Here is a 26,949-nt window from a genome sequence, read left to right on the forward strand (position 1 = left end):
GCGCGCCCTCGGGCAGCTTCCGCAGTTTGTAAGTATGCGTGAGTCTCGATGGTCATTGGCGGCGGAAATGTTCGATCGACAGAACAATCGGGGGCAAAGCCCGAAGGACGGTACGGTCATGCAGGGCGAAGAAGGTTGGGCCCTGCAGGCGCTTAGTGTCGCCCGCATTGTCTTTTACTCAATCGATTGCGCAACGGGCTTCATGGTCCGGTCGGACAATTGCACCGACATTTTGGGTGTTCCCGCGGCGGGGCCGGCTGCTGCCTGGTCCACCGTGATCTTTGCGGAAGACCGTCCGCAATATGAGAGTGCCCAGGCGTCCTTGACGCCCGCAAGCCCCAGCTATGAAGTCGAATACCGGGTGCAGAACACGCGCACCGGCAAGCAGTTCTGGGCGTTGGACCGGGGTGCTGGCGAGTTCGATGCCGAGGGCCGCCTTACAGGAATTCGCGGCGCCATCATTGATGTGTCCGCCCGCATCAGCGTCGAGCGCGAGTTGCGCAAGGCCGCCAGGCTCCGCACGGTTGTCTTCGAGGCTGCGCGCATGGCTGCCTGGCATTTCGATGTGGTGGCGGACCGCTTCACCTTCACGGACGAATTGCTGGCCCTGCTGGAGATTGACCGGAAGCAGTTTGACGGGACGCCCGAGGCGCTGGAAAGTGCCATTCACCCGGATGACCGCGAGGCCTGGCGCCGCTCGCATGACCGGGCGAGGACGCCGGGAAACCGGATCGAAGTCGAGTTCCGGCTCACTGTCCCCGGCCCACGCGTGCGCTGGCTCCTGTCGCGCGGCGAAGTGGTACGGCGGGTCGATGGCGCACCGCTTGAATCCTTTGGTGTGATGATCGACATCACCGAACGCAAGGCGGCGGAAGAAGCTGCGGCCCGCCTCGCGGCGATTGTCGAATCCTCCGAGGAGGCCATCATCGCCAAGACGCTGCGTGGAGTCGTCACCAGCTGGAACAAGGGTGCCGAGCGGCTCTTCGGTTACACAGCCGAGGAAATGATCGGCGAGTCGATCTGGAAGCTCATTCCGGAAGATGGCGAGCATGAGGAGATCAACATCCTCAACACGGTGCGCATCGGCCAGTCGGTGCCGTCACATGAATCCGTGCGGCTTCACCGTTCCGGCCGGCGCATTCATCTCGCTGTGTCCGTTTCGCCCATATTGAACGCGCAGGGCATGGTGGTCGGCGCTTCAACCATCGCGCGGGATGTGACCGAGCGCAAACGGCAGACGGAACTGCTGCGTGAGAACGAAGCGCGCATGCGGCTCGCGCTCAAGAGTGCGCGGGCAGGCGCGTGGAATTTCGATCTGCGCCGCCGCGAGCTCCACTGGTCGCCAGAGATGTTCGCACTCTATGGGCTTGATCCCGCGAAGGGCCTGCCTTCGCGCGAGCAGCTTGCCCAGCGCATTTCGCCATCGCACCGCCGCAAGGCGCGGAAAGACTTCGCCAAGGCCATGCTGCAGGGCGGCTCTTTCACGCTCGAATTCCCCATTCTCCGCCCTGACGGCACGGAAATCTGGACTGCACTCGCAGGCGACGTCATCAAGGACGAACGTGGACGGCCAGTCTCTGCGCGCGGCATCGATCAGGACATTACCGAGCGAAAGACCTGGGAAAAGCGCCAGGCCATGCTGCTGCGCGAACTTTCACACCGGGTGAAGAACACGCTGGCCGTGGTGCAATCCGTCGCCCGGCAGACACTGCGGTCAAGTTCGAGCCCCAAGAACTTCGTTGATGCTTTCGAAGGCCGCATCCGCAGTCTCGCGGCCTCCCATAGCCTTCTCACGGAGGCAGATTGGGGCGGAGCCCGCATGGAGACCATTATCCGCCACCAGGTGGCGGCCATGGTGCATGATTATGATGGGCGTTTCCGACTCAAGGGACCTGAGGTTCTGCTGAGTGCGGAGGTCGCCACACAGCTTGGCCTGGTGCTGCACGAGCTTGGAACAAATGCTGCCAAATACGGCTCGCTCTCCGTCCCTGAAGGCCATGTCGACGTCGTCTGGACGGCGACCAAGTCCAAGCTCTGCCTGATGTGGCGTGAGCATGGGGGGCCGAAGCTCGAGAAGAAACCTGCCTTCAAGGGGTTTGGCACGCTGCTCATCACCTCGAGCGCCCAGAAAGTCACCCAGCGCTTTCTGGAAGACGGCCTCATCTACAAGCTCGAGTTTGCTCTTTAGGCCGTGTCCGCAGGCTCTGCCGGCGCCTGTTTCTGAGACAGGAATTCGCCGAAGCCTGAGAGTGCATCCACATGGCTGCACAGCACGCGGAAGGTCACGAGAGTTGGCACTGCAACGACGACGCCCGCAATTCCCCAGCACCAGGCCCAGAAGGCAAGCGACAGCAGGATCATCACGGCGTTGATTTCCATGCGCCGGCTCAACACGGCAGGTGTGATGACCTGCGTCTCAAGGCCGATCAACGCGCCATAAATGATGGGTGCCAGCAGGGCCTGACCCATGGTGTCGAAGGCCACGAGCCCGATCATGGCCGAAAAGGCGAGGCCGGTGATGGGGCCAAGATAGGGGATGTAGTTCAGGATGAAGGCGAACAGCGCCCAAAGATGCGGGGTGGGAAACCCGATCGCCCAGAAGGCCAGGCCCACGCAGCAGGCCAGCACCAGGTTGATGAGGGTAATGGACAGGAGGTAGGCCGAAACTTCGCGCTCAACGTCGAGGGCGATGCGAAGTGCCGCCTTCTTGTCCGACAAACTTGGCATCACCCGGATCAGCTTCTCGTAAAAGAGATCGCCCGATGCCATCAGAAAGACCGCGATCACGATGGAGCCGCTCGCCACGAAGATCACGTTCAGCGGATATCCTGCCACCATGCTGAACATCGTGGGCAACATGGGCTCCGACACCACCACCTTCTGCACATCGGGGTCAGCGGTGGGCGTTGCCGCTTCCTGGATGCTGCGGGAGATGTTGATGAGGTTATCGAGTGAGGATCGGAGGCCGGAGATCTTTTCTAGGAACTCACGTTGAATGCGCGGCGCATCGGCAATCCACTGGGCGATGGCGCCCGCAAAGGCATAGACGGCCAAAGCGACCAGACATGTGGCGCACAGAACGATAACGGCCGTCGTGGCCCACGCAGGAATTCCCCGGCGGGACATGGCCCGCACCAGCGGGCGTAGGGTAATGGCGATGAAGAAAGCGAAGACTGCGGGGAGGAGAAAATCGCGCCCGAAATAGACGGCTGCGATCGAAGCGATGATGAGAAGGCCCGCCGCAATGCGCCTGATGTGGAGCAGCAGGCGGGCCTCTGGGAAGTGTTGTGAACCCTCAGGGGTCAAATGCGTCCCATCAGGATCAAGATGAGGATCACGACCACGACGATGCCGAGAATGCCGGAAGGGCCATATCCCCAGCTGCGGCTATAGCCCCAGCTCGGCAGGGCGCCGATGAGAATGAGGATGAGAATGATGATCAGAATGGTGCCGAGCGTCATGGAAAGTGCTCCTGTTCAAATGAGGCGGCCACAGTTGAGGCAGCCCCAAACGCATGAGAGTTCACTTGTGTTCCGATGGATCGTCCGCTTCCTCGCCATTGCGGCCATGGGCGCCCCCCAGCAGCACCGCCAGCTTGTTGCGGGCGCGGTTGACGCGGCTTTTCACCGTGCCCACCGGCACGCGGCAGATCTCGGCCACTTCCTGATATGAAAAGCCCGAGGCGCCCACCAGCACCACCGCCTCGCGCTGATCGTCGGGGAGCTGCTGGAGCGCAATTCGCAGATCCGCCATGTCAAGCTGGCTTTCCTGGCTTCCCGGGGTCATCACGCTTGCCGCATAGTCGCCGTCTGCATCCTCCACCTCGCGACGGCGTTTCCGCAGCTGGCTGAAATATTCATTGCGCAGAATGGTGAACAGCCAAGCCTTGATGTTGGTGCCTTCCTGAAAGCTCTGCTGGTGGTTCCAGGCCTTCATCAGCGTTTCCTGCACAAGGTCATCGGCAAAGTCCGGGTGCGACGCGAGAGACAGCGCGAAGGCCCGGAGCTTCGGAATTACGGCCAACAGTTCGTGCCGGAAAGCGCGCACGGCGTCCTCCCGCCGCGCCTCCGGGCGCTCACCGGCAGCTGTACTGGCTGTGTTCGGCTGCGGGCCTGGCATGTTCAGTTCCGCCGTGGCGGAAACGGGTCCTCTGCCTGCCGGTCGAGTTCCTCCAGCAAACTCGTGAGCCGGCCTGGCAAAGGCTGCTGCTCCAAGTCTTCGTAGTGCAGCCTCAGCCGCCGACCAATCATTTCATGCACTGCAGGGCGAAGCCTTGCCACGGGCTGCTTGTGGAATCCCTGCCCCGCCCGGCGAATGGGGGCCATTTGGTGTTCTCCAGTCGTATTCATATTCTTTAATTGGACCCACGGCATTTTTGCCCCTGCCGGTACGCCCCGCTCCTTAAATCATGCTGGTCTGTTAAGGGCTTGGCAGAGAGAATGGTTCCCGCGCAGGGTGTTTTTTCAACCCGCGAAGAATACTGTGCCCAGTGGATCACAGAACCCCCAGGTCGACTGTTCTGTAGTAGGCAGAGAGGCGGTTTGGACCGTGTGACGGCGCAAGGCGCCACTCGCAGATCGGGTATTTCCTCACAATCCGGAACGGTCTAAGAAGCCGGACATTCGAAAACGCAGACCTCATCGAAGGGCAAGGACAGTCGCATGAAAATCACGGTCATCGGCGCAGGTTATGTCGGGCTGGTCTCGGCGGCCTGTTTTTCGGATTTCGGCTATGAAGTGACCTGTGTTGACCGCGATCCCCGGAAACTCGCCATGCTCGAGGCGGGCAAGATCCCGATCTATGAACAGGGCCTGCAGCCGATTGTTGCCAGCAACCGCCAGGCCGGCCGCTTGACCTTCACCGACAGGCTCGCTGAGGCCGTCGCCGGTGCGGATGTGGTACTGATCGCGGTTGGGACGCCCACGCGTGAGGGCGAAGACGCGGCCGATCTGTCCTTCGTCTATGCCGCGGGCGAGGAGATCGCCAAGGCGATGAACGGCTTTACGGTGATCGTCACCAAATCCACGGTGCCCGTCGGCACGGCCGCGAAGCTCCGGGAGATCATTTCCAAGGCAAGGCCCGATGGTGATTTCGAAGTGGCCTCAAACCCCGAATTCATGCGTGAAGGCTCCGCCGTGGAAGACTTCCTGCGCCCGGACCGCGTGGTGGTGGGGGTAAGCTCGGAACGTGCGGAAAGGGCGCTGCGACAGCTCTATCGTCCGCTTTCGGCCAAGAACGTTCCGCTCCTCGTGACCTCTTGCGAGGCGGCAGAGGTCATTAAATATGCTGCCAACACTTTCCTCGCCACGCGCATTGCCTTCGTCAACCAATTGGCCGATCTGTGCGAGGCCGTAGGCGCGGATATAGAGGATGTTGCCCGCGGCATGGGCCTCGACAAGCGCATCGGCCTGCAGTTTCTCTCGCCAGGCCCCGGCTTCGGCGGCTCCTGCTTCCCGAAAGACACGCGCGCTCTGGCCCATACGGCGCGCCAGCAGGGCAACCCCTTCACCATCGTCGAGAATGTGATCAGCGCCAATGAGCAGCGGAAACGCGAGCTGGCGGAGCGCATCCAGGCTGCCGTCGGCGGAACGCTGGCCGGAAAGAAGATCGCGCTCCTGGGCATCGCCTTCAAGGCGGAGACGGATGACATCCGGGACGCCGCGGCCCTCACCGTCATCCCCGAGCTGCAGAAGCGGGGTGCCTCTGTCGCGGCCTTCGATCCGGTGGCCATGGACAACGGCCGCCAGAGTTTCGAGGACGTGCAGTGGTGCGCGGATGCCTATTCCGCGGCCATCGGGGCAGATGCCGTGGCGATCCTCACCGAGTGGAACGTGTTTCGCGGTCTTGATCTCAAGCGCCTCGCACGGGGCATGCGTCAGCCGGTGATGGTCGATTTCCGCAATCTGCTCTCCCTGGGAGATGCCAGGAGCTCCGGCATGGTCTATCATTCGATCGGCCGCAGCCCCATCGTGCCCGCCGATGCGCACAAGGCGGAGATCATCCCTTTCAAGTCGGGAACGGTGTAACCGGAATGGCCCGTCTTTATGAAAGCCGCAAGCGCGTCCTCGTCACCGGCGGCGCAGGCTTCCTCGGTTCCCACCTCACGGACCGCCTGATCGAGCAGGGGCATGAGGTGATCTGCGTGGACAATCTGTTCACCGGCACAAAGCGCAACATCGAGCACCTGCATAATCATCCGCGTTTCGAATTCATCCGGCATGATGTGTGCAATCCCCTCAAGCTCGAGGTGGACGAGATCTATAATCTCGCCTGTCCCGCCTCGCCTGTACACTATCAATATAATCCTGTTCTCACCACCAAGACCTCGGTGATGGGTGCGATGAACATGCTGGGTCTCGCCAAGCGCCTGCGCTGCCGCATTTTCCAGGCCTCGACCAGCGAGGTCTATGGCGACCCGGAAGTCCACCCGCAGCGGGAGGATTACTGGGGCCATGTGAACCCGATCGGCACAAGGGCCTGTTACGACGAGGGCAAGCGCTGCGCCGAAACGCTGTTTTTCGATTATCACCGTGAGCATGGCGTCAAGATCAAGGTTGCCCGTATCTTCAACACCTATGGGCCGCGCATGCACCCGAAGGATGGCCGTGTCGTCTCCAACTTCATCACCCAGTCGCTCGCCGGAGAAGACATCACGATCTATGGTGATGGTTCGCAGACGCGGTCCTTCTGCTATTGCGACGATCTCGTCGAAGGCTTCCTCAGGCTCATGGAGTCAGATACGTCAGTCACTGGTCCCGTCAATCTCGGCAACCCCGGCGAATTCACCATGATCGAACTCGCGGAACAGGTGCTGAAGCTTACCGGCTCAAGCTCGAAGCTGATCCACATGCCGCTTCCAGCGGATGATCCGCGGCAGCGAAAGCCCGATATCACCCTTGCAAAGGACAAGCTCGGCTGGACTCCGAAGGTCGATCTCGCCGAAGGCTTGCAGCGCACCATCACCTATTTCAACAGCCTGGTCTGAGCCATGGTGGACCTCTCCGTCCTCGATCTCGTGCCGGTGCGCCAGGGCTTCACCCCTGGAGATGCACTGCGGGAAAGTGCGGAGCTTGCCCGCCACGCCGAAGCATTGGGCTACACGCGTTTCTGGGTCGCGGAACATCACAATATGGAAGGGATCGCCAGTGCGGCCACCGCCGTGGTGATCGGCCATCTCGCGGCCCATACGGCGCGGATCCGGGTTGGTGCCGGCGGCATCATGCTGCCGAACCATGCGCCGCTGGTGATTGCGGAACAGTTCGGAACACTCGCCTCGCTCTTTCCCGGCCGGATTGATCTGGGCCTCGGCCGCGCACCTGGCACGGACCGTGCAACCCTGCGCGCCCTGCGGCGGGATGCAACGGCGGCCGAGTCCTTTCCGGATGACGTGCTGGAACTTCAGGCGTTCCTGGGGGCCCCTGAGCCCGGCCAGGCGATCCGCGCCGTGCCCGGTGCGGGAACCGATGTGCCGCTGTGGATCCTGGGCTCGAGCCTCTATGGCGCACAGCTCGCAGCTCTTCTGGGCCTTCCCTATGCCTTCGCCTCCCACTTCGCCCCGGATGCGCTGGAGCAGGCGCTGGCGCTTTATCGCGAGCGTTTCCGACCGTCGCGGCAGCTGGCGCAATCCTATGCCATGGCCGGCGCCAACATCGTCGTCGCCGAGACGGATGAAGAAGCCCGCCGTCTCTTCACTTCCGTGCAGATGCGCTTCGTCGGCATGATCCGGAATGAGCGCGGCCTCCTGCAGCCGCCGATTGACGATATCGAGAGCTATTGGACGCCCGTCGAGAAGATGCATGCCTCCCGCATGATGGCCTGTTCCTTCGTCGGCTCGCCCGCCACCGTCGAGCGTACCCTGAAGGACTTCCTTGCCCGCACCGGCCTTGATGAGCTGATCGTCGCGTCTGCTATTTATGATCAGCAGGCGAAGCTCAAGTCCTTCGAACTGCTGAAGAACCTCGCGCTCTCGCCGTGAATCCCCGAATGACCGCGGAAAGGTGAAGGCCCAGCCGCCCGCCGCTTGGCTTCTGATCCGGCTATCGAGGCACCATGCACCCAGCTTTCATAAGCTCTGGAGCGGCTTGCCCAGGGCCGCGGTCACGCGCCTTTCGTTCCGCCCGCCTCCGTCACGCGCCGGGACACATTCTTGATCACCTTGTCGGCGAGTTCCGAATTGGTTACGCTGATCAGCCCGCCATCTTCGCTGCGGATGCGGGTGGAGCGCATGCCGATATCGACGATCGTGCCGGAAAGCGGCGGGCTGTCGATCACGTCGCCCACCTTGATGGACCCGTCGAGAAACAGGATCACGCCTGCCAGAATATTCTCAAGCGTCGGCTTCGCGGCAAGCGCGAAGGCAAGGCCGCCCACACCGAAGCCTGCGATGATGCCGAACACTGGAACGCCCGTCTTGCTCAGGCCATAGATCAGGATGCCCAGACCGGTCATCACCGAGACGACGCGCGTCGCCAGCCTGATGATGCTCGAATCGAAGGTTTCATCCTGTGCTTCCTGAATGTCCGAGAACCACTTGCCCACCCATTCCCCGATGATCAGCACGCAGGCGACGATGGCGCCATAATAGAGCATCATCAGCAGCAGGGTGATGAGCGTGGCGGCTGCGCCCGAAAGCCCGGCCTGGTCAATGAGGATGCCAGTGGCGACCTGCGCCAGCAGGCCAGTTATCACCGCGCGGGCAAACCAGCGCAGGCTGCGGTTCTGGATGAAACGCCCCAGCAGCATCGGAATTCCGCCAATCGCGGCCAGGATGATGGCCGAGACCGCCCATTGGAATATCGTGTTGGAGCCGAACTCCCAGCTCAGGAAATGCGGCAGCTTGTGAACCACCCCCGCCCAGCGTGGCGGCGTCACCCCGCCCGGCGTTTCCGTTAAGTAGCGGTAGGGGCTGAAGGCCGGTCCTGCATGTCTTGCGGCGAAGGATCCATAGAGTGCTGGCACGTTCTCGATCGTGTCCTGGGTGAAGACGACGTCTCCCAGACGCATGCCCGAATTGATCGTTCCCATCTGCACGTAGCTGCCGGGTAGGGTCCACAACCCCTCGCGCAGCTTGCGGAAGGGGCTGTTCTTCGTCACATGCTGCGCCTGCAATATTTCCCACAGCATGAAGGCCGTCTCCATGCCGGCGGAATCGCGCCGCCATTCGGGGAAAGCCGAAAGATCCATGGAATCGAGAACGTCGTCCCTGAGAAGCCTGATTTCCGCTTTTTCTTGCGCGCCGAGGGGCGGATAGAGCCACGCATCATAATGCGCCCGCGCCCATTCCCGGGCCTCGGTGCGGATGATGAGGCGCTGCACGGCCATCATGAAGGTTCTGAGGTTTCCCTCGGGCGTTGAATGGTCAACCGCAATGTCGGCAAAAGATCCGGCAAGGCTCCCATCCAGCGCCTTCAACGGCTGGGCCGCAACGGCAAGCAGCAGCATCACAGCGGCAACCACACCCATTATTCTCGCCAGCATGCTCACCTTCCCTGCGGTCCCGCTGCGCTCATATCGCACGCTGCACGATTAGCCAAGCCAGCGGGCCTTGCTTTGGGCAGTGACACGGGCTTGCCGCCACACTAAAATCACCGCCATGCATCATCCTTCCCCCCGAGACGTCGTCAACCGCCAGCTTGAGGTCTATAACGCGCATGATATTGATGGCTACTGTGCGCTCTTTGCGCCCGACGCCACCATATCGGATCTCGTCACCGGGCAGTTGATCTGCAGCGGGCTCGATGAGATCCGCAGCGTCTATACAAAGCGCTTCGCGGATAACCCCCAGCTTCACTGTGTCGTTCACCAGCGGCTTGAGGGCCCCACCCACGCCATCGACAAGGAAACGGTGTCGGGCCTCCCCACCGGCCCCCTTCACATCATGGCAATCTATGAGGTGCGAGGGGGGCTGATCCGAAGCCTGAAATTCATCCGCTGGACTGATTGAAGATCAGGGGGCGAAAGCCCCCGTTACTTCTTTCCGCCAGGTGGTTTCTTGGCACTTGGAACTGCGAAGGGCGAGGCCGCCGGGGCGGGCTTCGCCTTTTCCTGTTTTGGCTTCTTCTTCTCGCGGTTGCTTCTCTGTTCGCCCTTGGCCATGTCTTGGATCCTCCCGGTTTAGGCGGTGGCTGCCGCGGGAATGCCCCGCGGCAGGTCAGTCTTGGCAGTGTGTTCCTAGAAGCCCATGCCGGCGGGCATGGACGGCGTCTGCGGGCTCTCCTTGCTGCGCTCTGCAATCATCGCTTCGGTGGTGATGAGGATCGAAGCAACGGATGCTGCGTCCTGCAGCGCGATGCGCACCACTTTCGTCGGGTCGATGATGCCGGCCGCAACCATGTCGACATATTCTTCCGTCTGCGCATTGAAGCCGTGATTGCCGGTCTTTTCAAGCAGCTTTCCAACCACGATCGAACCTTCCACGCCGGCATTCTCCACAATCTGGCGAAGCGGCGACTCGAGCGCGCGTGAAACGATGCGAATACCGGTCTGGATGTCGGGGTTGTTGGACGTCAGCTTGTCCACGGCAGTCTTGGCCCGGAGCAGGGCAACGCCGCCCCCTGGCACAACGCCTTCTTCCACGGCGGCGCGCGTGGCGTTCAGCGCGTCGTCCACGCGGTCCTTGCGCTCCTTCACCTCGACTTCGGTTGAGCCGCCCACCTTGATGACGGCAACGCCGCCTGCAAGCTTGGCAAGCCGCTCCTGAAGTTTTTCCTTGTCATAGTCGCTCGTCGTGTCCTCGATCTGCGCCTTGATCTGCGCAATGCGGGACTGGATCGCGGATTTCTCGCCGCTGCCGTCGACGATGGTCGTGGTCTCCTTGTCCATGCGCACGCGCTTGGCGCGGCCGAGCATGGCGAGCGTCACATTCTCGAGCTTGATGCCGAGGTCTTCAGACACCACTTGGCCACCGGTCAGAACTGCGAGGTCTTCCAGCATGGCCTTGCGGCGGTCGCCGAAGCCAGGTGCCTTCACGGCCGCAACCTTCAGGCCGCCGCGCAGCTTGTTGACGACGAGTGTCGCAAGCGCTTCGCCTTCCACGTCCTCCGAAATGATGACGAGGGGGGCGCCCTCCTTCACCACTGCTTCCAGAATTGGCAGCAGTGCCTGAAGGTTGGAAAGTTTCTTCTCATGGAGAAGAATGTAGGGGTCTTCGAGCTCGGCCACCATCTTGTCGGCGTTGGTGACAAAGTAGGGCGAAAGATAGCCGCGGTCGAACTGCATGCCCTCGACGATCTCGAGTTCGGTCTCCATGCTCTTGGCTTCTTCGACCGTGATCACGCCTTCCTTGCCGACCTTGTCCATCGCGGTTGCGATCATCTGGCCGATTTCGGTTTCGCCATTGGCGGAAATCGTGCCCACCTGCTGGATCTCGGTTGAAGAGGCAATCATCTTCGACTGGCTCTTGAGGTCCTGAATGGCCGCGGCCACTGCAAGCTCAACGCCCCGCCTGATGTCCATCGGGTTGAGGCCGGCCGCCACCGCCTTGGCACCTTCCCGCACGATCGACTGTGCGAGAACCGTGGCCGTGGTCGTGCCGTCACCTGCCATGTCATTGGTCTTGGTGGCAACTTCGCGCAGCATCTGGGCGCCCATGTTCTCGAACTTGTCTTCGAGTTCGATTTCCTTGGCAACCGTCACACCGTCCTTGGTGATGCGCGGCGACCCATAAGAACGGTCGATCACCACGTTGCGGCCCTTGGGGCCCAGCGTCACCTTGACGGCATTGGCCAGAATGTCGACGCCGCGCAGCATGCGGTCACGTGCGTCGCCCGAAAATTTTACGTCCTTGGCAGCCATTGAAATTATCCTTTGAAATAATCTGAGATTGGAAGGAAGTGCTGCAGGCCCTGGTTCAGGCAGCGGCTTTCTTGGAGCCGGCCGCCACGTCGACGATGCCCATGATGTCGGCCTCGTTCATGATCAGATACTCCGTATCGTCAATCTTGACTTCGGTGCCGGACCATTTGCCGAACAGCACCCGGTCACCTGCCTTCACGCCCGGCGGTACGATCTTGCCGAGCTTGTCACGGGCGCCTGGCCCGGCGGCGATAACGTCGCCCTGCATCGGCTTTTCCTGGGCGTTCTCAGGGATGATGATCCCGCCCTTCGTCTTCGTGTCCTCTTCAACGCGCTTGATGACGACGCGGTCGTGCAGTGGGCGGAATTTCATGGGGTGTTTCTTTCGATTGGGCATGAGGGTGCGCAGCGCGCTTGCGGGTTGAGCGCGCGTGGCTGTTCATGCGGATGGAAGAAAGGCGCGGCTGGCACTCAACGCCTGTGAGTGCCAATCCTCCGTCCACAGATGGGCCTTCAGTGGCCAACAAGCAAGGGAAAAGCCTGGGCGGCGGCATTGCCAAAGGCAACGGCCACACAAAGTCTGCTAACGGGTCCGGCCCCGGCGGGAGGCTGTTCCAGCGCCCGGTGTGGCGGCCTGGTTCTCTTCCACCAGCTTTTGCCAGCGGGAGAGGCGCTCGGGATCGATCGTGCCCTTGGCTGCCGCTTCGCGCACTGCGCAGCCCGGCTCATGGGCGTGGGTGCAGTTGCGGAACCGGCACAGCGGGGCCAGTTCGCTGATTTCGGCGAACAGCGTTTCAATGCCGCTGGCGGAATCGCTCACATGGAGGCTGCGCATTCCGGGCGTATCGAGAATCCACCCGCCGTCACGCATGGCGTGGAGCGAGCGTGCTGTCGTGGTGTGGCGCCCCTTGGAGTCGTTTTCGCGGATGGCGGCCGTGTCCTGGCTGGCGCCCGACAGAACATTGACCAGCGTCGACTTGCCCACCCCGGAGGATCCGACGGCGGCAACCGTCTCGCCCACGCCGCACCAGCGCGCCAGCTGTGCTGCGGCATCCACCGCATGGGGATTGAGGATCACCACCTCGAGCCCCCGCTGCAATGCAGCCGCCTGGTCCCGCAGCAATGCGGCGTCCGGCGCCATGTCCGCCTTGGTCAGCAGAATCACGGGGGTCGTGCCGGCTTCATTGGCCATCGCCAGGTAGCGTTCCAGCCGCGCGATGTTGAAGTCGAAATTGCAGGAGGTGACGATGAACAGCGTGTCGATATTGGCGCCGGCAAGCTGCAGCGCCTCCTTGCCAGCAATGCGCCGCTGTAGCACCGTTTTCCGGGACAGGCGCCGGTTCAGCATCAGGGTGCGGGGGTCGGCCAGCACCCAGTCACCCACGGTGAAGGCGCTGGTATTGGCATGGGGCGGAAGGGCCAGATCCAGCGTACCGGTTTCGGACATGGCCGTCAGGCGGGAGCGGTGGACATTCACCACCCGCATGGGGCTCAAGCCATCATCTTCCGCCTGAAGCTGGGACTCGAAAAAGCCGGACCACCCCAATTCCGCGCGAGTCATGGGTAGGGCCGTCCTGGTTTGCCGATGGCCATGCCCTCAGTCGCTCAGCAGTGAGAAGGCCGCCTTGCGGATCCCCGGCGGCAGCTGGAGAAACAGCAGCCGCGCCTTCTTGATGTCGCGCTCGGATTGGCTTTCGGCGGCTGCCTTCAAGGCAATTGTCGTCGGGTGATCCGCACCCGAGATGAAGGTCAGCGCCTTGGCGAGCCGTCCGATGGCGGCATGATCGATGGTGGCTTCATCCATGGACATCTCCGTGCCGCTCAAGCGGCGGGAAGCTTGGTGCCGGCCGCCGCAGCCTTGGTCCGGCGCCGGGGCGGCTTCGCCGGCGGTGCAATGGCTGCAAGTTCAGCATCGCGTTTCAGCCGTTGCTCCCGGAGGGAGGCGGTGAGGCGCGCGCGGCTGGCAATTTCCAGGCTGCGCTCGGACTGCCCGGCGCCGGAGCCTGGCTGCTTTTTGCTACGGTCTTTCACAGGGATCAATCCTTCAATACAACCCAGACATGGGGCCTGCTGCCGCCCTGCGCAACACATAGTTTGAAGGCGGGAGGGCGCCCGCTGCCCGTTCGCGGCAGAATTCAAGACCTGTTCCGGCCCGCCGCGAGATTGCCCCATTGCTCAGGATGGGCCAGGCAATCGGCGAGCATGCTGCCGGTGTGGATCGCACTTTCGGTCACCAGACGGACCTGACTGCCGCTCAAGCCGAGATCGTCAACCAGCTGGAACAGCTCGGCCTGGTGATGAGGGTCAAGTTCGGCATGAAGGAGATGGGACCGGAACAAAGTGCCCGGAAGGCCGCTCCGGCGCTGCATCTCCCTGACGGTCTCTGGGGCTGGCGCATTGAATTCCAGCATGATCATGTAGCCCAATATGGCGACCGGATGATGGTGCAGGATCCAGTAATACTGGGCGCCCACCAGTGCTGCCACATTTGCCGCCGGCATTACTTTCAGAACGTCCGAGCGGGCGATTCCTGCGCTTTCCAGGTCATCGAGCGTCCAGTCATCATGGTGGCGCTCTTCCTCGATGTGCTTCAGCAGATAGCCCGCAAGCCCGGCACAGACGGGGTCTGCCCCCCGCCTGAGACATTCGGCATGGGCGGTCTCCATGAGGGGCACGCTCGCCCGCGTGATCTGGTGCAGCAAGACGAGATGATTGATGGCCGCCGATGCAAGATCGGCGCTTGCCATCAGCTTGTCGCCTCCTGCCGCAAGCAGCCCGGACACGAGCTGGACGTGGGTTTTGACAGCGTTCCCGTTCGAGACCTTCATTTGGCGAATTTCCCCGGGCTGTTTTCCATCCGATTTTTCTAATGTCTAACCGGCACGGACTCAAGCGTGGCTGGCGGCCCTGGAGAAACCGTTTGATAAAACGCCAGGGACCACCTATCAAATTGCAGGCCGCCCGGTTTCCGGATTGAGGAAGCAAGGCAACCGCCTGTGCGGATGGTGGCAGAGTTCTTCAACTGATCGAAAATCTTGCAGCGGGAGAGACCAAGCAAATGGCCATGATCAAGGAAACCGACAATGTGAAGCGCCTCGCTGAGGCGGGCATTCTCGACACGAGCGACCTGACAGAGGAAGGCATCGATGCAATCAATGCCATCGTCATCTCGGAGGACGAGATCGGCGCACTTCTGAACATCAAGTCAAAGCTTCAGCTGGAAAGTGTGAAACTGGACTTCCCGGGAAGCAAAGTCTGGCGGCTTTGATCCGTGCTGGCTTCCGGTATGTGACGCGTCAAGCCAGGTTGTCTGCCCGTGCCGAGTTCCGGCGTTTCCAGCGAGGCTGAAGGTGAATTGGCTGGGTTAGGCCTGTCAGCCTCCCGCCTGACCATTCTCTTCACCGATCTCGAGGGGTCCACACGCCTTCTCGATGTGCTGGGTGAATCATATGAAACGGCCCTTGTCCGGCAGTTTGAGCTGATAAGGGAGGCCACGTTCCGGCACGGCGGCGTGGAAGTTGACATCCACGGCGATGCGTTTTTCGCGGTGTTCGAAAACGCCGCGCGGGCCGTCGCGGCTTCTGCCGATGCGCAGCGGCTCCTCCACTCGGAAACATGGCCGCAGGGGGTCAAGTTCCGGGTGAGGATGGGCCTTCACACCGGCCGTCCCAGGCGCTCGGACAGTCCGGGGCTTCGCTTCGTGGGGCTTGATATTCACCGCGCGGCCCGCATCTGCGCACTGGCCCATGGCGGCCAGGTTCTCGTGTCCCGGCCGGTACTGGAAGATCCCAGTTTCAGCATGCCTGAGGGCGTGACCCTCCGGGATCTGGGCACCTATCAGCTCAAGGACATCGACAGTCCGGAGGCACTGGCCGATCTGGTAATCGAGGGGCTGCCTTCCAGCTTTCCGTCCCTGCGGTCGCCCGACAACCGCCCCAACAATCTGCCTTCGGCCCTTCGTCCGCTGATCGGACGCAAGGCCGAACGGAAGGCGATCCGCGCGCTCTTGCGCCGGAAGGACACGCGGCTCGTCACCCTCACGGGTGCGGGCGGCATCGGCAAAACGCGCCTTGCACTGGATGTGGCAGGCGCGCTCCTCGATGATTTTCCCGACGGTGTTTTCCAGGTGCAGCTGGCGGCGATCACCGTTCCGGAACTGGTCGCTCCCGCCATTGCCCAGGCCATGCGCTTTCTCGAGAACCCCGTCCGCTCGATCCTGGAAAGCCTGAGCCATGCCATCGGCCAGCGCCGGATACTGCTGTTGCTGGATAATTTCGAGCAGGTCATTCCGGCCCAGTCGCTCATCGTCGATCTTCTTCAGGCCTGCAAGCGGCTGAAAATCATCGTGACGAGCCGGGAGCCCCTGGGGATCGCGCCGGAGCGGGAATATCCCCTGCGGCCGCTGGCCCTGCCGGATGTCAGTCAGGGCCTCAAGCCCGCTCAGCTGATGCGCTATGATGGAATACTCATGTTTGTCGAGCGCGTGCGGGCGTTCCAGCCTGACTTCACGCTCACGGCGGATATTGCCTCAGCACTGGTGGAAGTCTGCCAGCGGCTTGACGGACTGCCGCTGGCCATCGAACTTGCCGCATCCCGGATCCGGATGATCGATCCCGAGACGCTGCTCCGCCGCCTTCAGACGGGGCAGGAACGGCTGCTCTCGTCGGCAAACGCAGTCACGGAGCGGCACCGGTCCCTGCGCAATGCCATCGGCTGGAGCTTCAATCTGCTGGATCCGGAGGAAAGGCTTTTGATCACCCGCCTCTCCGTTTTCGCGGGGGGCTTCGATCTCGAGTCGGCCGTGGCCCTCAACAGCAGCGTGGACGGCGGCGATCAGGTGGTCGAGCTTATCAATTCCCTGGGCCGCAAGAGCCTTCTGCAGCGGACGGGCAGCAGGTCATCCTCCCGCATCCGCATGCTCGAGACGGTTCGGGAGTTCGCCCTCGAGCAGCTCGCGGCGTCGGGCGATCTTGCTGCCGTTTCCAACCAGCACCTCGATCATGTCTCCACGCTCGTCGCTGCGGCGGCAGAACGGCTCACGGGCCCGCACCAGCGTGAGGCCGCCGCCCGGATCCAGGCAGAGATGGACAATGTCCGCGCTGCCCTGGACTATGCGATCCACAGCCGCCGTCTTGAGGCCGCCAGCGCAATCCTGCGGTCACTCCTGTGGTACTGGATCCCGCGCGGCCAGTTCACCGAAGGCGAGACCTGGGCCTCGCGCGCGCTCAAGGTGGTGCCGGATGAGGGCGAAGAGGCAAACCGCGCCGCCATTCTGGACGTGGCCGGGTGGCTCCGCATGATGGCGGGCGACTGGGCAGGCGCAGGCCCCTATTTCCAGGCGTGCCGGCCGCTCTACCAATCCCTGGGCCTCGAGAGAGAGGCCGCCATGACCCTTATGACGGAGGGGATCACCCAGACGGCCGCAACGGGAGACCTTGAGGGATCCGAGAAGGTTCACGCGGCGCTGGCGCGCTTTCGTGACCTTGATGACCCCTATGGTGTGGGCCTCACGCTCACCGCCCTCGGGGAGGCCGCGCGGCTCGATGGCGATCATGCGCGGGCGGGAGTCCTTTTCGACGAGGCACTTATTGCCATGCGCAAGGCGGGCAACAGCTACTGGATCGGAGCCTTGCTGCAGAACCTTGCCTATGTGCGCCTCCACGGCAATGACTGGGCCGCCGCGGTGACCTTCCTGGGCGAGGCGCTGGACATTGCCTCGGAGTATGACAACCCCATGCTCACTGTCTACTACGTCGCCGCCATGGCCCGCGTGGGCCTGATCCAGGGTCAATTCAACGAAGCCGCCCGCCTCTGTGGCGCCGCCGAAGCCCATCTCGAACGCATGGGCGCGCAACTCGAACCGGCAGACCAGATGGAGTTCGATATGACGATCACGCAAGCCCGCGCGCAGCTCACGGAACCCGCCTTCCAGTCCCTCCGCCGCGAAGGCATGCGCTGGTCCGCCAACGACGCCATCGCCGCAGCCGCAATGCTGCGCGGGCATTAGCGCGGCGGACGTTCAGTTGAGGTCAACTTCCAACACTCACCGTCATGCCAGCTATCTCTAGGATAACGAAACGTCGGGGGTTCATATCTTCCACCGATCTCTCTTCACTATCGTATTGCCGTCATTCCGGCGAAGGACGGAATGAGGTCTAGCCAGGGGAAAAAGGCTCGGCGATTGCCACACATTCATGGATGGAACGATAACTCAAATTACTTCCATTTTCGTGGAGGCAGAACCATGATCGCCAAGGCAAACCTCAAAATCGAGAAGCTCTCGAACGTCTTGGCCTGATCTCACAAATCTAAAGCGCGATCAGTTTTGCAATCCGGTCAACCTGAGATCGGAACTGCATTACTGCAAGACAAGGCACCCCACATCAGATTTCGGTTCTATATTTGTGGCTCCGTCGTCTTCGGCATCGCAAGGTGTGGGATATTCCTTCCTTACGCCATTCTTGGTTCCACAAGAGACTACCTGAGGACAGAGTTTGCCACTGGAACTTGAAGCACCTGTCTTGCTCGACCCTCCAGTGGATTCGCTCTGGCGGCAGGTGCCGGCGTAGGCGATGCTCGAACCATTATGATGGGCCACGCACGCATTGGAGTATGTTGTTCCGTCACATCCGCAGACTGGCATGAAAACCTGGATACAAGCTTCTGGCCTAGCTTGACAGACTCCGGTTCCGTCGGAAATTCCGCAAACATTGTCGGCGGAATAAGCACACCATTCGCTGTCACCGCAGTTGGTTCCCATGAACCCACCACACATCTTGCCAATTTCTGCATTTGCAGAACCAAAACCAATCAAGAAGAAAGCTACAGCAAACAGGAACCGCATCATCGTAATGCCTCCATGCTAAAAGCTATTGTAGCATTAACATTAGTTAATTAAGTTAGTCAACTAATATCAAGTTTCATTTTTAGTTTTGTTTGAGAGCAGATTTTCGATGTTGCTGCTCATGGGGGCCCGCTGCCGCTTCTCAGGAGCTTGGTCTCCTGTAGCATCGCGATGTGCGGCGGTTCACCTTGCGGGCCGGCTCTTTGATGCCCGAGGCGTTCATCCAGCCCCTACCTGGCGCCCTAGCCATACAGCGCCGCGCTGGAAACCTCATGCTTCCGCGCAAAGCGGGCATCGTGAGTGCTCATGAACCAAAGCGCATTCAGGCATCCACCGCGGAAGCCGGTGCCAACTTGGATGCCCTGGCAATATTCAGTGGTTTGTCTTCCCGCCTCCGGGTAGGAGCCGGAGCAGCGAATTTGCCTAAGATTTAATCAGAGCAGTCATTGCTCGAAAGTAAATTCAATCTACCATTTCGATGTGAGTGGGCTGAAACTGGTGCCGCTTAGGTGACTCGAATTGTCTCAAATCTACCTGAAAACAAAAGATTTCATGACAGATTGAAATCTGAAGTACCTACAAATATACCGACAAACGATACCACTTTAAATTGTGTACCACAACTGAGACTCTCCTGTCTGCTAAACTTCAATTGAATATTCCGGGTCGGGGCTCACTGACCACCTTCATGCATGAGCTCCAGTCCTGCACTTAGATCATGACAGAAGCAACTAGCTATGGTGGTGGCAGAGGAGGTTGCGCGGCAACTCCGCGAAAATAGATCCGGTGGAACTATCTGCGGAAGTGTTCGTGATGAGGGAGGAGAATGTGCGGCCCGTTTCGTCCCTGGTTGCTTTCCAACTTCCGGCAGGAACGGCACCTCTGCCATCGGTGAAATGGAAAGACCGTCGAGTTCGAGGTTGCGGCATGATTGGATATCTCCGGAAGCAAACATTTTGGGTTTGGCGCGGCATCGGTCGATGTCATCGGGCCCACTTCAAAGGCAAAGGATCCGTCACCTGCGATACTAACAATCGCATTCTTGAGCAACCAGACTATCGACGAAAGAGTCTTAACCAGTCCGCGCACTGACCGCATTTCGGTCGGATTCAATGAAGGCCACCAGCGCCTTGGCCTCATCGGTGAAGAGTTGCAGCTTCGACGTGTCCAGGGGCTCTGTGAGAAGCTGCAGCAGCAGGAGGTCTTCGCCCTCAGCGAAGCTCGGGCCTAGGCCGCAGAAGAAGAAACCGAGGGCCCGGGCAGAATTGATGAAGGATGACAGGCCGGAGGATCCTATGCGGCAGGATAGTTGCACCGAGCGTGCGCCCAGGGAGCGCACGTCAGCCAGCGCTTGGGCGAGTTCAACGGCGCAATTGTTGCCGATCGCGTCAAAGCGAATGACGCCATAACCCCGGTCGTTGACGCCGATCCGCGTTTTCGACTGCACTGGCGCGGGCATTGACTGCTCCGGCGCCGCCACCTTGACTCCGAGACTGGCATAGATCTGACTCAGCAGATCGGCGTAGGGGCCGGTATCCTGCAAACTTCGAGGCGGGGCGGCCTGCACGAACCGAAAGGTTCGCAAATAGCTCTGGCGCTGACCGGCAGTGGGACAGGCAATGTCTTTTGGCCGGAAATTCTCGGGGTTGGCACCCAGCAACACGGCGCAGACCGGCATGCCAGCGTGAACGTCGTTGCGCTGCGAGAAAGTGTGAATGGTAAGTGGTTCCGCATAGACACCCTGCAACCCGTGTTTCGGGGCCTCCTCGGAGAGACGGTCAGTCATGCGCTCAAGGAGGTGGTATCCACGGAATGCGGGCAATACCACCGCCTCGCCACGCTCTGCTACGAGTGCTCCGGTCAAGCGCTCCAGCGCCACATGACCGATCACCTCCCCATCCGGACTGCGCGCCACCACGGGAATGAGTTCACCCGCCTCCACCCGGGCCCAGTAGTGCCGGGGCGAGAATACTTCGGAATGCACATAGTGGTGGCCATATACGGCCAGGAAGCAACGCGCGATGCCCAGCGCATCCGCCTTGTCCGCGAGGTCAATCGCAATATTGCCAATGCCTGCCGCTACCGGAGAAGTCCCAATAGCGGGTGCGGGATCCGGCGGTAGCATGTCCCGAGGTGCGATCAAAGATCGGTGCAGGAGGATTTCCCAGCTGTCTATGCCGCTTTCATGACAAGATACGCCGGCTCCCCGCGGAAGGCGACCCTCCAGCGAGTTGATGGCCTGCGCGAAGCGCTTATGACCCCTGAGCAGCAATCTCGCACGCACCGCGTCGTGCAGAACGCGGAGGCTGACATGAACGCGCTCTTTGACCTCTTCAATGGTGCAGAGCGCCTCCCAGGTCACGGCGCAATCGGTGGCGAGGAGGCCGGCGCTTGAGGCAGGAATCCCGTCAGCGAGCGCCACCTCGCGCACAAAACTGCGCAGGACCTCCGTATGCTGTGCTCCAAGCGCCAGCTGGAGTTCAGAGGTCTGTGCTGGCTTTGGAATTTTCATGTGAGGAACAGTCCTGATCAGTTTCTCGCATCTTGTAGCCAAGGAGTTCAATGTCAACTACGGCAGTGAGGGCCGCTACGAGTGCAGGTTTTGGGAAGTGCCAGGAACAGAGGGCATCTGATCATCATCCGAGGATTCCCCAGCCATCAGCTTTCGCTGTTCCAAACAGCTTGAGTCACTCGGGGAGACTGTGTGATAGGGGTAGCGCGAAGCCTGGTGTGAAAAGCATCAGAATGAAGTGGTAGATCGCTTCACGTTGAGTTGGGATGGAGTGGTCACCAATCTTATCCCTGATGGACGACGGCAAGGGCCGCTTCGCGATCTTCCACCATGTTGAGATGATCAGTCAGACTTGCGATCTTCAGCGTCTCATTCACCAGTCCGTCGTCGGGAGGAATGGTGACGAAGGATACGCCCCGCTGCGTGAACTGCTTTATTGTCGTTACCAGGAGGCGAATGCCCATCGAAGATAGATAGATGACTTCCTTCAGATCAATGATCGCCCTGTCACCACGCTGGTCAAGCGCGCCCGCCTTGGCAGCGAGTGCGAGCTCGATCTCGCCAGCACGAGCGGTGTCAATGCGTCCCTCAAACTTAAGCGTGCCAATGGTCACAATGGTACGTCAATGAATGGTTGTTCTGAATTAGGTGACTGTCAGCAGCAGTGTGCCGATAATCTGCGTCACTGACTAGAGGACCGCCGTTCCTCTTGCTAGGTCGATTTTAAGATCCTTTGGAGTGGGGGTGGTGATGCCATGCTTCTCCGCAAGTTCGACCGCGCGAATACCTTGGCACGCTCGGACAGGACGGTCGCTCGTATTTTAGCAGCTTCTTCGGACGACTTTCGCCTTCGATCCGTTCGGCTGCCTGTTAGAGCTTTCCACTCCGCCTTCTTGGCCTACTCTAGTTTGAGTACTACGGAATGGAACAGTCTGAGCTATCGGGCCATGCCGCACTCGCCGGTGTGAGGTCGGTTGCCAAGACGTTTCAGAAGTTGACGGGCGCCAACATGCCGACCTCATCGGACATCAAGACAAAGGCCCCGACTGCAATCGGGCCAGGTGGACGGCGTGCCCGGCCAGTGCGAACAGAAGGATCCTGGGACCAAAAAGAGGGACAACAGTCAACCAGATGCGAATGCCCGTGAGTGGCTGGCGGGACTTTTCAGATGCCGACGGGCTGCAGAGAAGTCTCGACGCGCTAGAGAGTGGCTTGCCTGGTCCGGTTCGTCGATTAGGTGGTCGAACCAGCAATGCTCTGAAGGAGTGATTTTTTGATCAGATGTCTTCGTACCGAACTGTCACTTCCCCGCGCTTGGTAATCGTGACGGGCCGACCAGTGCGAGTTCTTGCCTTGCCGGCAGGGAGACGCACCCAGCCCTCAGTAGCGCAATATTCTTCGACATCGAAGTATTCCTTCCCGTCAAGTAACACGTGTATGCCGCGCTCTAGTTTCGCCGCATCGTAGAACTTGCTGTTCGGGTCGGCACAAAGTCTATCGGGTGGTGTCGTAGTGGTCATTGTGGGCCTTCGAGCGAAGTTGGGTGATTGGAAGTAGTCTTGGCGTAGAGAAGCTTTAGTTCTATTGCAAGCGTCGGATAGAGCCGAACCTTACTACAGCAATGAGCGTGAATTCGCCGGCAGTTGTGCGAATGTCAGGATCTTGCGAGAACAGCCAATCTGGATGCTCTGCGAACGTCACCAAGCTTGGATCATTCCAAATGGGTTAGTCCGTATCTGTTATCTCAGCATCATTCCAGAAGGGCATGATCGCGGGGGAGCAGTCGGACCGCAACTGGGGCTGGTGCCGCACCATGGGGCGGGACCCGCGTGAACTGCCGCTCGCCATGAAGAGCCTGGAGCTGTGGAAGGGAATCAACGCCCGCATCGGCCGCGAGACTGGATTCCGCACCCGCGGAACCTTTTACATCTGTCCGGATGAGGCGTCCTACAAGAAGCGCCAGGCGTGGCTACCCCATGCCCGCAGCGCCGGCCTTGATTGCAGCCTTCTGGATGGCGAAGCCGCGAAGGCGGTTCTGCCCGGTGCCACTGCCAATTGGCGCGGCGGACTTCATACGCCGGGCGATGGCGTGGCCGAGCCGCAGATGGCAGCACCCGCCATTGCCGAAGCGGCACGCCAGCGCGGCGCCACCATCATGACGAACTGCGCCGTTCGCGCGCTCGACACGCGCGGCGGAAAAATCCTGGGCGTGGAAACCGAACGGGGCCCAATCTCTTGCGGGGCCGTCGTCGTTGCCGGCGGCGATCCGGGAATCCTTATAGGACAATGATTGCCCGCTCCATGAGGTGCGGAACACGGCACTGGCTTCCAGCAGTGGAGCAACCTGCTCTCCAAGATCCGGGAACTCTCTCGGAGCATTGCCCAAAGCCTTGTCATGAGCCCAGGCGAGAAACAACGCCGTGTCGGTGATGGCACCCAGCAACGACAGTATTGTATGACCGCCCAAAGAGAAGCCGGCCGCATAGATACGATCGAGATCAAGCCTCCCTGCAAACGGCCCCGCGGCAGGATGATAATCCAGCAATACGGTCAGGTCGCGAGCGCGTTCCCACCAGCAAAGGAATCCCTCCGGACGATATTGTTCCGAAGCGGTGTTACCATGATGATCGACGCCGATTGCAACGAAGCCTGCTTTGGCCAGGCGTCGACCGAGCCAACTGAGACTGGCTGCCGTTCCTCCGGTTCCATGCGAGAGCAATACAAGGGGAAAGGCCTTTTGTCCGCCTGCCAGGCTGCCATCGTCCACCACCTCCTCGGTGAGGAAAAGAGAGGAAGAAGGCTCAGCAGAAACCGCGACTTCACCCATGGGCTCTTCAGTTGGATACCATGCTGACCAGGCCAGGGGCCGGGAGCCGTCACCAGCCCAATTTGATCGGCTACTGTCTTCTACTTTACCTGTCGCGAAGCCAACCTTGAACATAATCTCCATCCATCGGCAGTATCATATGGTGACAGGAGGGGAAAACTACGCAAATTTGTCAATGTGGTTCGTCGCTTCCCGCCGATCTGATGAAGTTCTACCTATACGGCTACTTGAACCGAGTGCGGTCGAGCCGTCGGCTTGAGGCCGAGGCGCACCGCAATATCGAAGTGATCCGGCAGCTACGCCACCAAGCCGGATCAAAAAAACATCGCAAACTCCCGTGGATCAATCATGCCGCCTTAGCACAAAGTGGTTCGGCGGCAAGCAACTCGATGGCGACCGCTTAGGGTATGTGCGGCAAGCGGTGGGTTTGTATTGGGGCAATGTTGATGAACTGCAGTCATATTCCGCTAAAGCGAGATCGGCAGGCGCAGAGTTAGCGTGACTCGCGTACATGCGCGTTCGCCGCGGCTACGATGCCATCCACGTCGAGTCCGTAGTGGTGATAGAGTTCTTCGATGCTTCCCGACTGTCCGAAATGTTCTACGCCCAAAGAGCGTGTCTTGTGGCCGCCGACGGCTGCGAGCCAGGCAAGGGTGGCTGGGTGACCATCGCTTACGGTGAGGATGCGGCAATGTGGCGCCAGGCCGTGCAGCAACCGTTCCGCATGGCTCTTCGCTTGCCTCTCGCCATAGGACCTTGCGCGTTGGGCCGCGTTCCAGCCGGCATTCAGGCGGTCGGCCGAAGTCACCGCGAGAACGCCGATGTCGCGGCAGTCGCCGGCCAGTGCGCCCGCTGCGGAAATCGCTTCCTGCGCCACCGCACCCATATAGGCTATCACCAGTTCGGCATTGGGTCCCGGCTCCCGCATCCAGTAACCGCCATTCACTATTGCTTCAGCCAAGTCGCCGCTGAGGGCGCGCATGGGCTGCTCGATCACCCGAGTGGACAGGCGAAGATAAACGGAGCCGCCCGTGGCATCGCGCAGCCAGGTCACGGAGTTCGGCTCGCGGTCACCGTCGCGCTGTATATAGTCGAAGGCGAAGCGGAGGATGATTGCCAGTTCATCAACGAAGGCGGGCTCGAAACTGGCGAGCCCGTCCTGCGCCAGGCCGATCAGGGGCGTAGCGATCGACTGATGTGCACCGCCCTCGGGAGCAAGGGTGATCCCTGAAGGTGTTGCCACCACAATAAAGCGCGCGTCCTGGTAGCAAGCATAGTTTAGTGCATCGAGGCCTCGCAGGATGAAGGGGTCATAGAGCGTGCCCACCGGCAGAAGCCTTTCGCCAAAATGGACGTGTGACAGGCCCAGTGCCGAGAGCATGGTGAACAGATTCATCTCTGCAATGCCGAGTTCCATGTGCTGGCCCTTGGGCGAGAATTCCCAGGCGAAGGTTGAAGGGATGCGCTCGCGCCTGAAAATATCGGCCATCTCGCGGCGCGCGAAGAGGCCGCGTCGGTTTACCCATCCGCCGAGATTTGTGGACACTGTCACGTCGGGGGAGGTCGTTACGATGCGCTGGGCGAAATCGCCGCCGTTGCGTCCGATCTCGCTCAGGATTTGGCCGAAGCCAGCTTGCGTCGACTGCACGGTTTGAGCCGGCACGACCAGTTCTTTGGGCACGGCGACGAACGGGGCCGTGAGCCGTCGGGTTTCGCTGGTGTTGAATGGCGCAGTTGCGATGAACGCCTCCAGTTCGTGGCTAGGCAGCGAGAGACCTTCGAGGATATCCCACTCGTGACCTGGGCGGATACCAAGTGCTTCACGCAAAGCGTCAACCTGGGCTATCGTCAAAATGCCTGCATGATTGTCCTTGTGACCTGCCAGCGGCAGGCCGAAGCCCTTGATCGTATAAGCGATGAAGCAGACAGGGCGATCATGGTGACGCGCTTGTCCAAAGGCCTCCAGCAATGTGACGAGATCATGCCCGCCGAGGTTTGCCATCAGCGCCAAGAGTTCCTCATCTGATCGTGACCCGATCAACCGTGACACCTCTACTTGGCCGGCCATATCCTCGAGCATTCGCTTGCGCCATGCTGCGCCTCCCTGAAACGTCAGGGCGGAATAGAGCTGGTTAGGGCAGGAATCGATCCAGGCCTTAAGTTGGTCTCCGCCCGGCTCGGCGAAGGCCCGCTGCTGCAACTGGCCGTGCTTCAGGATTAGGACTTCCCAGCCGAAACTGCGGAATATCGATTCGAAGCGCTCCCACAGGCCTTCTCGCACGACGGCATCGAGGCTTTGGCGATTGTAGTCGACAATCCACCAGCAATTTCGGAGACCGTGCTTCCAGCCTTCGAGTAGTGCCTCGAAGATGTTCCCCTCATCCATCTCCGCATCACCGAGGAGTGCAACCATGCGGCCTTCGGGTCTTCCGAGACCCAGATCCTTGGCGCGCAGATAATCCTGCACGAGGGAGGAGAACAGGGTGTGAGCCACGCCGAGGCCTACAGAGCCTGTCGAGAAGTCCACATCATCATTGTCCTTTGTGCGGGACGGGTAGGACTGCGCCCCATTCAGACCTCGGAAACGCTCGAGCTTCTCCCGGCTCTGCTTGCCGAACAAATACTGGATGGCGTGGAAGACGGGGCTTGCATGGGGCTTCACTGCCACACGGTCTTCTGGCTTCAGCACGCTGAAATAGAGTGCCGTCATGATCGTGGTGAGGGAGGCAGATGATGCCTGGTGACCGCCGATCTTGAGATCGTCCGACTTCAGTCTGAGGTGGTTGGCGTTGTGGATCATCCAGGTGGCGAGCCAAAGGACCTTGCGCTCGATCTGGGCCATGGCGGTAATGCTGCGGTCTGCTTCAGTCATGTTAATGGCTCCTCAACACGCAGATTAGTTGTACCTCAGTCTCGAAGGGTGCTAATCTGAGCTGGAAAATGAATTGTTCTTGGCAAATTCTGCCAAAGATT

At 60.6% G+C, this 26,949-nt stretch carries 25 protein-coding genes and 2 pseudogenes; 9 read left to right on the forward strand and 18 right to left on the reverse strand.

The features are described from left to right. Positions 1 to 67 precede the first annotated feature (67 nt). Positions 68 to 2,188 (forward strand): PAS domain-containing sensor histidine kinase, encoded by a 2,121-nt coding sequence (locus ACO06F_RS15110; protein WP_421693573.1) that lies wholly within the window; start codon positions 68 to 70, stop codon positions 2,186 to 2,188. Here the strand turns inward: ACO06F_RS15110 and ACO06F_RS15115 are convergent. The 4 genes from ACO06F_RS15115 to ACO06F_RS15130 form a co-directional block, all read right to left on the reverse strand. Further along, entirely contained in the window at positions 2,185 to 3,306 is a 1,122-nt protein-coding gene (locus ACO06F_RS15115) for an AI-2E family transporter (RefSeq protein WP_421693574.1), read from the reverse strand. The genes ACO06F_RS15110 and ACO06F_RS15115 overlap by 4 nt on opposite strands. After that, complete coding sequence (locus tag ACO06F_RS15120) at positions 3,303 to 3,461, reverse strand: DUF3309 family protein (protein ID WP_421693575.1); 159 nt, start codon at positions 3,459 to 3,461, stop codon at positions 3,303 to 3,305. The genes ACO06F_RS15115 and ACO06F_RS15120 overlap by 4 nt, the downstream gene beginning before the upstream one ends. Positions 3,462 to 3,522: 61 nt before the next feature. After that, positions 3,523 to 4,119, reverse strand: coding sequence for a sigma-70 family RNA polymerase sigma factor (locus ACO06F_RS15125; RefSeq protein ID WP_421693576.1), 597 nt, complete (start codon positions 4,117 to 4,119; stop codon positions 3,523 to 3,525). A 2-nt stretch (positions 4,120 to 4,121) separates the two neighbouring features. Next, on the reverse strand, positions 4,122 to 4,373 hold the full coding sequence (locus ACO06F_RS15130) for a NepR family anti-sigma factor (protein ID WP_421693577.1): 252 nt from the start codon (positions 4,371 to 4,373) through the stop codon (positions 4,122 to 4,124). A gap of 288 nt (positions 4,374 to 4,661) precedes the next feature. On the opposite strand from ACO06F_RS15130, the gene ACO06F_RS15135 reads away from it, so the two are divergent. The 3 genes from ACO06F_RS15135 to ACO06F_RS15145 are packed head-to-tail and all read left to right on the forward strand — an operon-like array spanning position 4,662 to position 7,975. After that, a complete protein-coding gene (locus ACO06F_RS15135) occupies positions 4,662 to 6,026 on the forward strand; it encodes a UDP-glucose dehydrogenase family protein (RefSeq protein ID WP_421693578.1) in 1,365 nt (454 codons plus the stop codon). Between the two features lie 5 nt (positions 6,027 to 6,031). Beyond that, positions 6,032 to 6,985, forward strand: a complete 954-nt coding sequence (locus tag ACO06F_RS15140; protein WP_421693579.1) for a UDP-glucuronic acid decarboxylase family protein — start codon at positions 6,032 to 6,034, stop codon at positions 6,983 to 6,985. A gap of 3 nt (positions 6,986 to 6,988) precedes the next feature. Then, on the forward strand, positions 6,989 to 7,975 hold the full coding sequence (locus ACO06F_RS15145) for an LLM class flavin-dependent oxidoreductase (protein ID WP_421693580.1): 987 nt from the start codon (positions 6,989 to 6,991) through the stop codon (positions 7,973 to 7,975). A 122-nt stretch (positions 7,976 to 8,097) separates the two neighbouring features. On the opposite strand, the gene ACO06F_RS15150 is transcribed toward ACO06F_RS15145, so the two are convergent. Continuing rightward, on the reverse strand, positions 8,098 to 9,477 hold the full coding sequence (locus ACO06F_RS15150) for a mechanosensitive ion channel family protein (RefSeq protein WP_421693581.1): 1,380 nt from the start codon (positions 9,475 to 9,477) through the stop codon (positions 8,098 to 8,100). Positions 9,478 to 9,592: 115 nt separating this feature from the next. On the opposite strand from ACO06F_RS15150, the gene ACO06F_RS15155 reads away from it, so the two are divergent. Further along, on the forward strand, positions 9,593 to 9,943 hold the full coding sequence (locus tag ACO06F_RS15155) for a nuclear transport factor 2 family protein (RefSeq protein WP_421693582.1): 351 nt from the start codon (positions 9,593 to 9,595) through the stop codon (positions 9,941 to 9,943). A 23-nt stretch (positions 9,944 to 9,966) separates the two neighbouring features. Here ACO06F_RS15155 and ACO06F_RS15160 read toward each other — a convergent pair whose 3' ends face one another. The 7 genes from ACO06F_RS15160 to ACO06F_RS15190 form a co-directional block, all read right to left on the reverse strand. Then, a complete protein-coding gene (locus tag ACO06F_RS15160) occupies positions 9,967 to 10,095 on the reverse strand; it encodes a hypothetical protein (protein WP_421693583.1) in 129 nt (42 codons plus the stop codon). Between the two features lie 75 nt (positions 10,096 to 10,170). After that, positions 10,171 to 11,793 carry a chaperonin GroEL gene (gene groL / locus ACO06F_RS15165; RefSeq protein ID WP_421693584.1) on the reverse strand — a complete coding sequence of 541 codons (1,623 nt, stop codon included), beginning with the start codon at positions 11,791 to 11,793 and terminating at the stop codon, positions 10,171 to 10,173. Between the two features lie 55 nt (positions 11,794 to 11,848). Further along, positions 11,849 to 12,166, reverse strand: a complete 318-nt coding sequence (locus tag ACO06F_RS15170) for a co-chaperone GroES (protein ID WP_421693585.1) — start codon at positions 12,164 to 12,166, stop codon at positions 11,849 to 11,851. A 210-nt stretch (positions 12,167 to 12,376) separates the two neighbouring features. Continuing rightward, complete coding sequence (rsgA, locus tag ACO06F_RS15175; protein WP_421693586.1) at positions 12,377 to 13,354, reverse strand: ribosome small subunit-dependent GTPase A; 978 nt, start codon at positions 13,352 to 13,354, stop codon at positions 12,377 to 12,379. Positions 13,355 to 13,390: 36 nt separating this feature from the next. Continuing rightward, positions 13,391 to 13,597 carry a hypothetical protein gene (locus tag ACO06F_RS15180; protein WP_421693587.1) on the reverse strand — a complete coding sequence of 69 codons (207 nt, stop codon included), beginning with the start codon at positions 13,595 to 13,597 and terminating at the stop codon, positions 13,391 to 13,393. 17 nt (positions 13,598 to 13,614) lie between these two features. Next, entirely contained in the window at positions 13,615 to 13,824 is a 210-nt protein-coding gene (locus ACO06F_RS15185) for a hypothetical protein (protein WP_421693588.1), read from the reverse strand. A 104-nt stretch (positions 13,825 to 13,928) separates the two neighbouring features. Continuing rightward, positions 13,929 to 14,540 carry an iron-containing redox enzyme family protein gene (locus ACO06F_RS15190; RefSeq protein WP_421693589.1) on the reverse strand — a complete coding sequence of 204 codons (612 nt, stop codon included), beginning with the start codon at positions 14,538 to 14,540 and terminating at the stop codon, positions 13,929 to 13,931. Positions 14,541 to 14,851: 311 nt separating this feature from the next. Here ACO06F_RS15190 and ACO06F_RS15195 point away from each other — a divergent pair, with 311 nt between their 5' ends. Then, positions 14,852 to 15,061, forward strand: a complete 210-nt coding sequence (locus ACO06F_RS15195; RefSeq protein ID WP_421693590.1) for a hypothetical protein — start codon at positions 14,852 to 14,854, stop codon at positions 15,059 to 15,061. Positions 15,062 to 15,109: 48 nt separating this feature from the next. Next, positions 15,110 to 17,800: a tetratricopeptide repeat protein gene (locus ACO06F_RS15200; protein ID WP_421693591.1), complete on the forward strand. Its 2,691-nt coding sequence runs from the start codon at positions 15,110 to 15,112 to the stop codon at positions 17,798 to 17,800. A gap of 351 nt (positions 17,801 to 18,151) precedes the next feature. On the opposite strand, the gene ACO06F_RS15205 is transcribed toward ACO06F_RS15200, so the two are convergent. The 4 genes from ACO06F_RS15205 to ACO06F_RS15220 form a co-directional block, all read right to left on the reverse strand. Then, positions 18,152 to 18,640, reverse strand: a complete 489-nt coding sequence (locus ACO06F_RS15205) for a Kazal-type serine protease inhibitor family protein (protein WP_421693592.1) — start codon at positions 18,638 to 18,640, stop codon at positions 18,152 to 18,154. A gap of 1,069 nt (positions 18,641 to 19,709) precedes the next feature. After that, the gene (locus ACO06F_RS15210; protein WP_421693593.1) at positions 19,710 to 21,149 is read right to left on the reverse strand and encodes a hypothetical protein; all 1,440 of its coding nucleotides are present in this window, start codon (positions 21,147 to 21,149) and stop codon (positions 19,710 to 19,712) included. A gap of 284 nt (positions 21,150 to 21,433) precedes the next feature. Next, positions 21,434 to 21,763 carry an STAS domain-containing protein gene (locus ACO06F_RS15215; protein WP_421693594.1) on the reverse strand — a complete coding sequence of 110 codons (330 nt, stop codon included), beginning with the start codon at positions 21,761 to 21,763 and terminating at the stop codon, positions 21,434 to 21,436. 663 nt (positions 21,764 to 22,426) lie between these two features. After that, positions 22,427 to 22,669 carry a DUF3297 family protein gene (locus tag ACO06F_RS15220; RefSeq protein ID WP_421693595.1) on the reverse strand — a complete coding sequence of 81 codons (243 nt, stop codon included), beginning with the start codon at positions 22,667 to 22,669 and terminating at the stop codon, positions 22,427 to 22,429. 293 nt (positions 22,670 to 22,962) lie between these two features. Between ACO06F_RS15220 and ACO06F_RS15225 the strand changes: the two genes are divergently transcribed. Further along, complete coding sequence (locus tag ACO06F_RS15225) at positions 22,963 to 23,439, forward strand: NAD(P)/FAD-dependent oxidoreductase (protein ID WP_421696695.1); 477 nt, start codon at positions 22,963 to 22,965, stop codon at positions 23,437 to 23,439. 366 nt (positions 23,440 to 23,805) lie between these two features. Here the strand turns inward: ACO06F_RS15225 and ACO06F_RS15230 are convergent. Further along, positions 23,806 to 24,099: pseudogene (locus ACO06F_RS15230) on the reverse strand (dienelactone hydrolase); the annotation flags it as partial. Between the two features lie 68 nt (positions 24,100 to 24,167). On the opposite strand from ACO06F_RS15230, the pseudogene ACO06F_RS15235 reads away from it, so the two are divergent. Continuing rightward, positions 24,168 to 24,266: pseudogene (locus tag ACO06F_RS15235) on the forward strand (transposase); the annotation flags it as partial. 203 nt (positions 24,267 to 24,469) lie between these two features. On the opposite strand, the gene ACO06F_RS15240 reads toward ACO06F_RS15235, so the two are convergent. Next, positions 24,470 to 26,848, reverse strand: coding sequence for a transketolase-like TK C-terminal-containing protein (locus ACO06F_RS15240; protein WP_421693596.1), 2,379 nt, complete (start codon positions 26,846 to 26,848; stop codon positions 24,470 to 24,472). Between the last annotated feature and the right edge of the window lie 101 nt (positions 26,849 to 26,949).

This window comes from Aestuariivirga sp., from assembly GCF_965227715.1.
Lineage (GTDB): Bacteria > Pseudomonadota > Alphaproteobacteria > Rhizobiales > Aestuariivirgaceae > Aestuariivirga.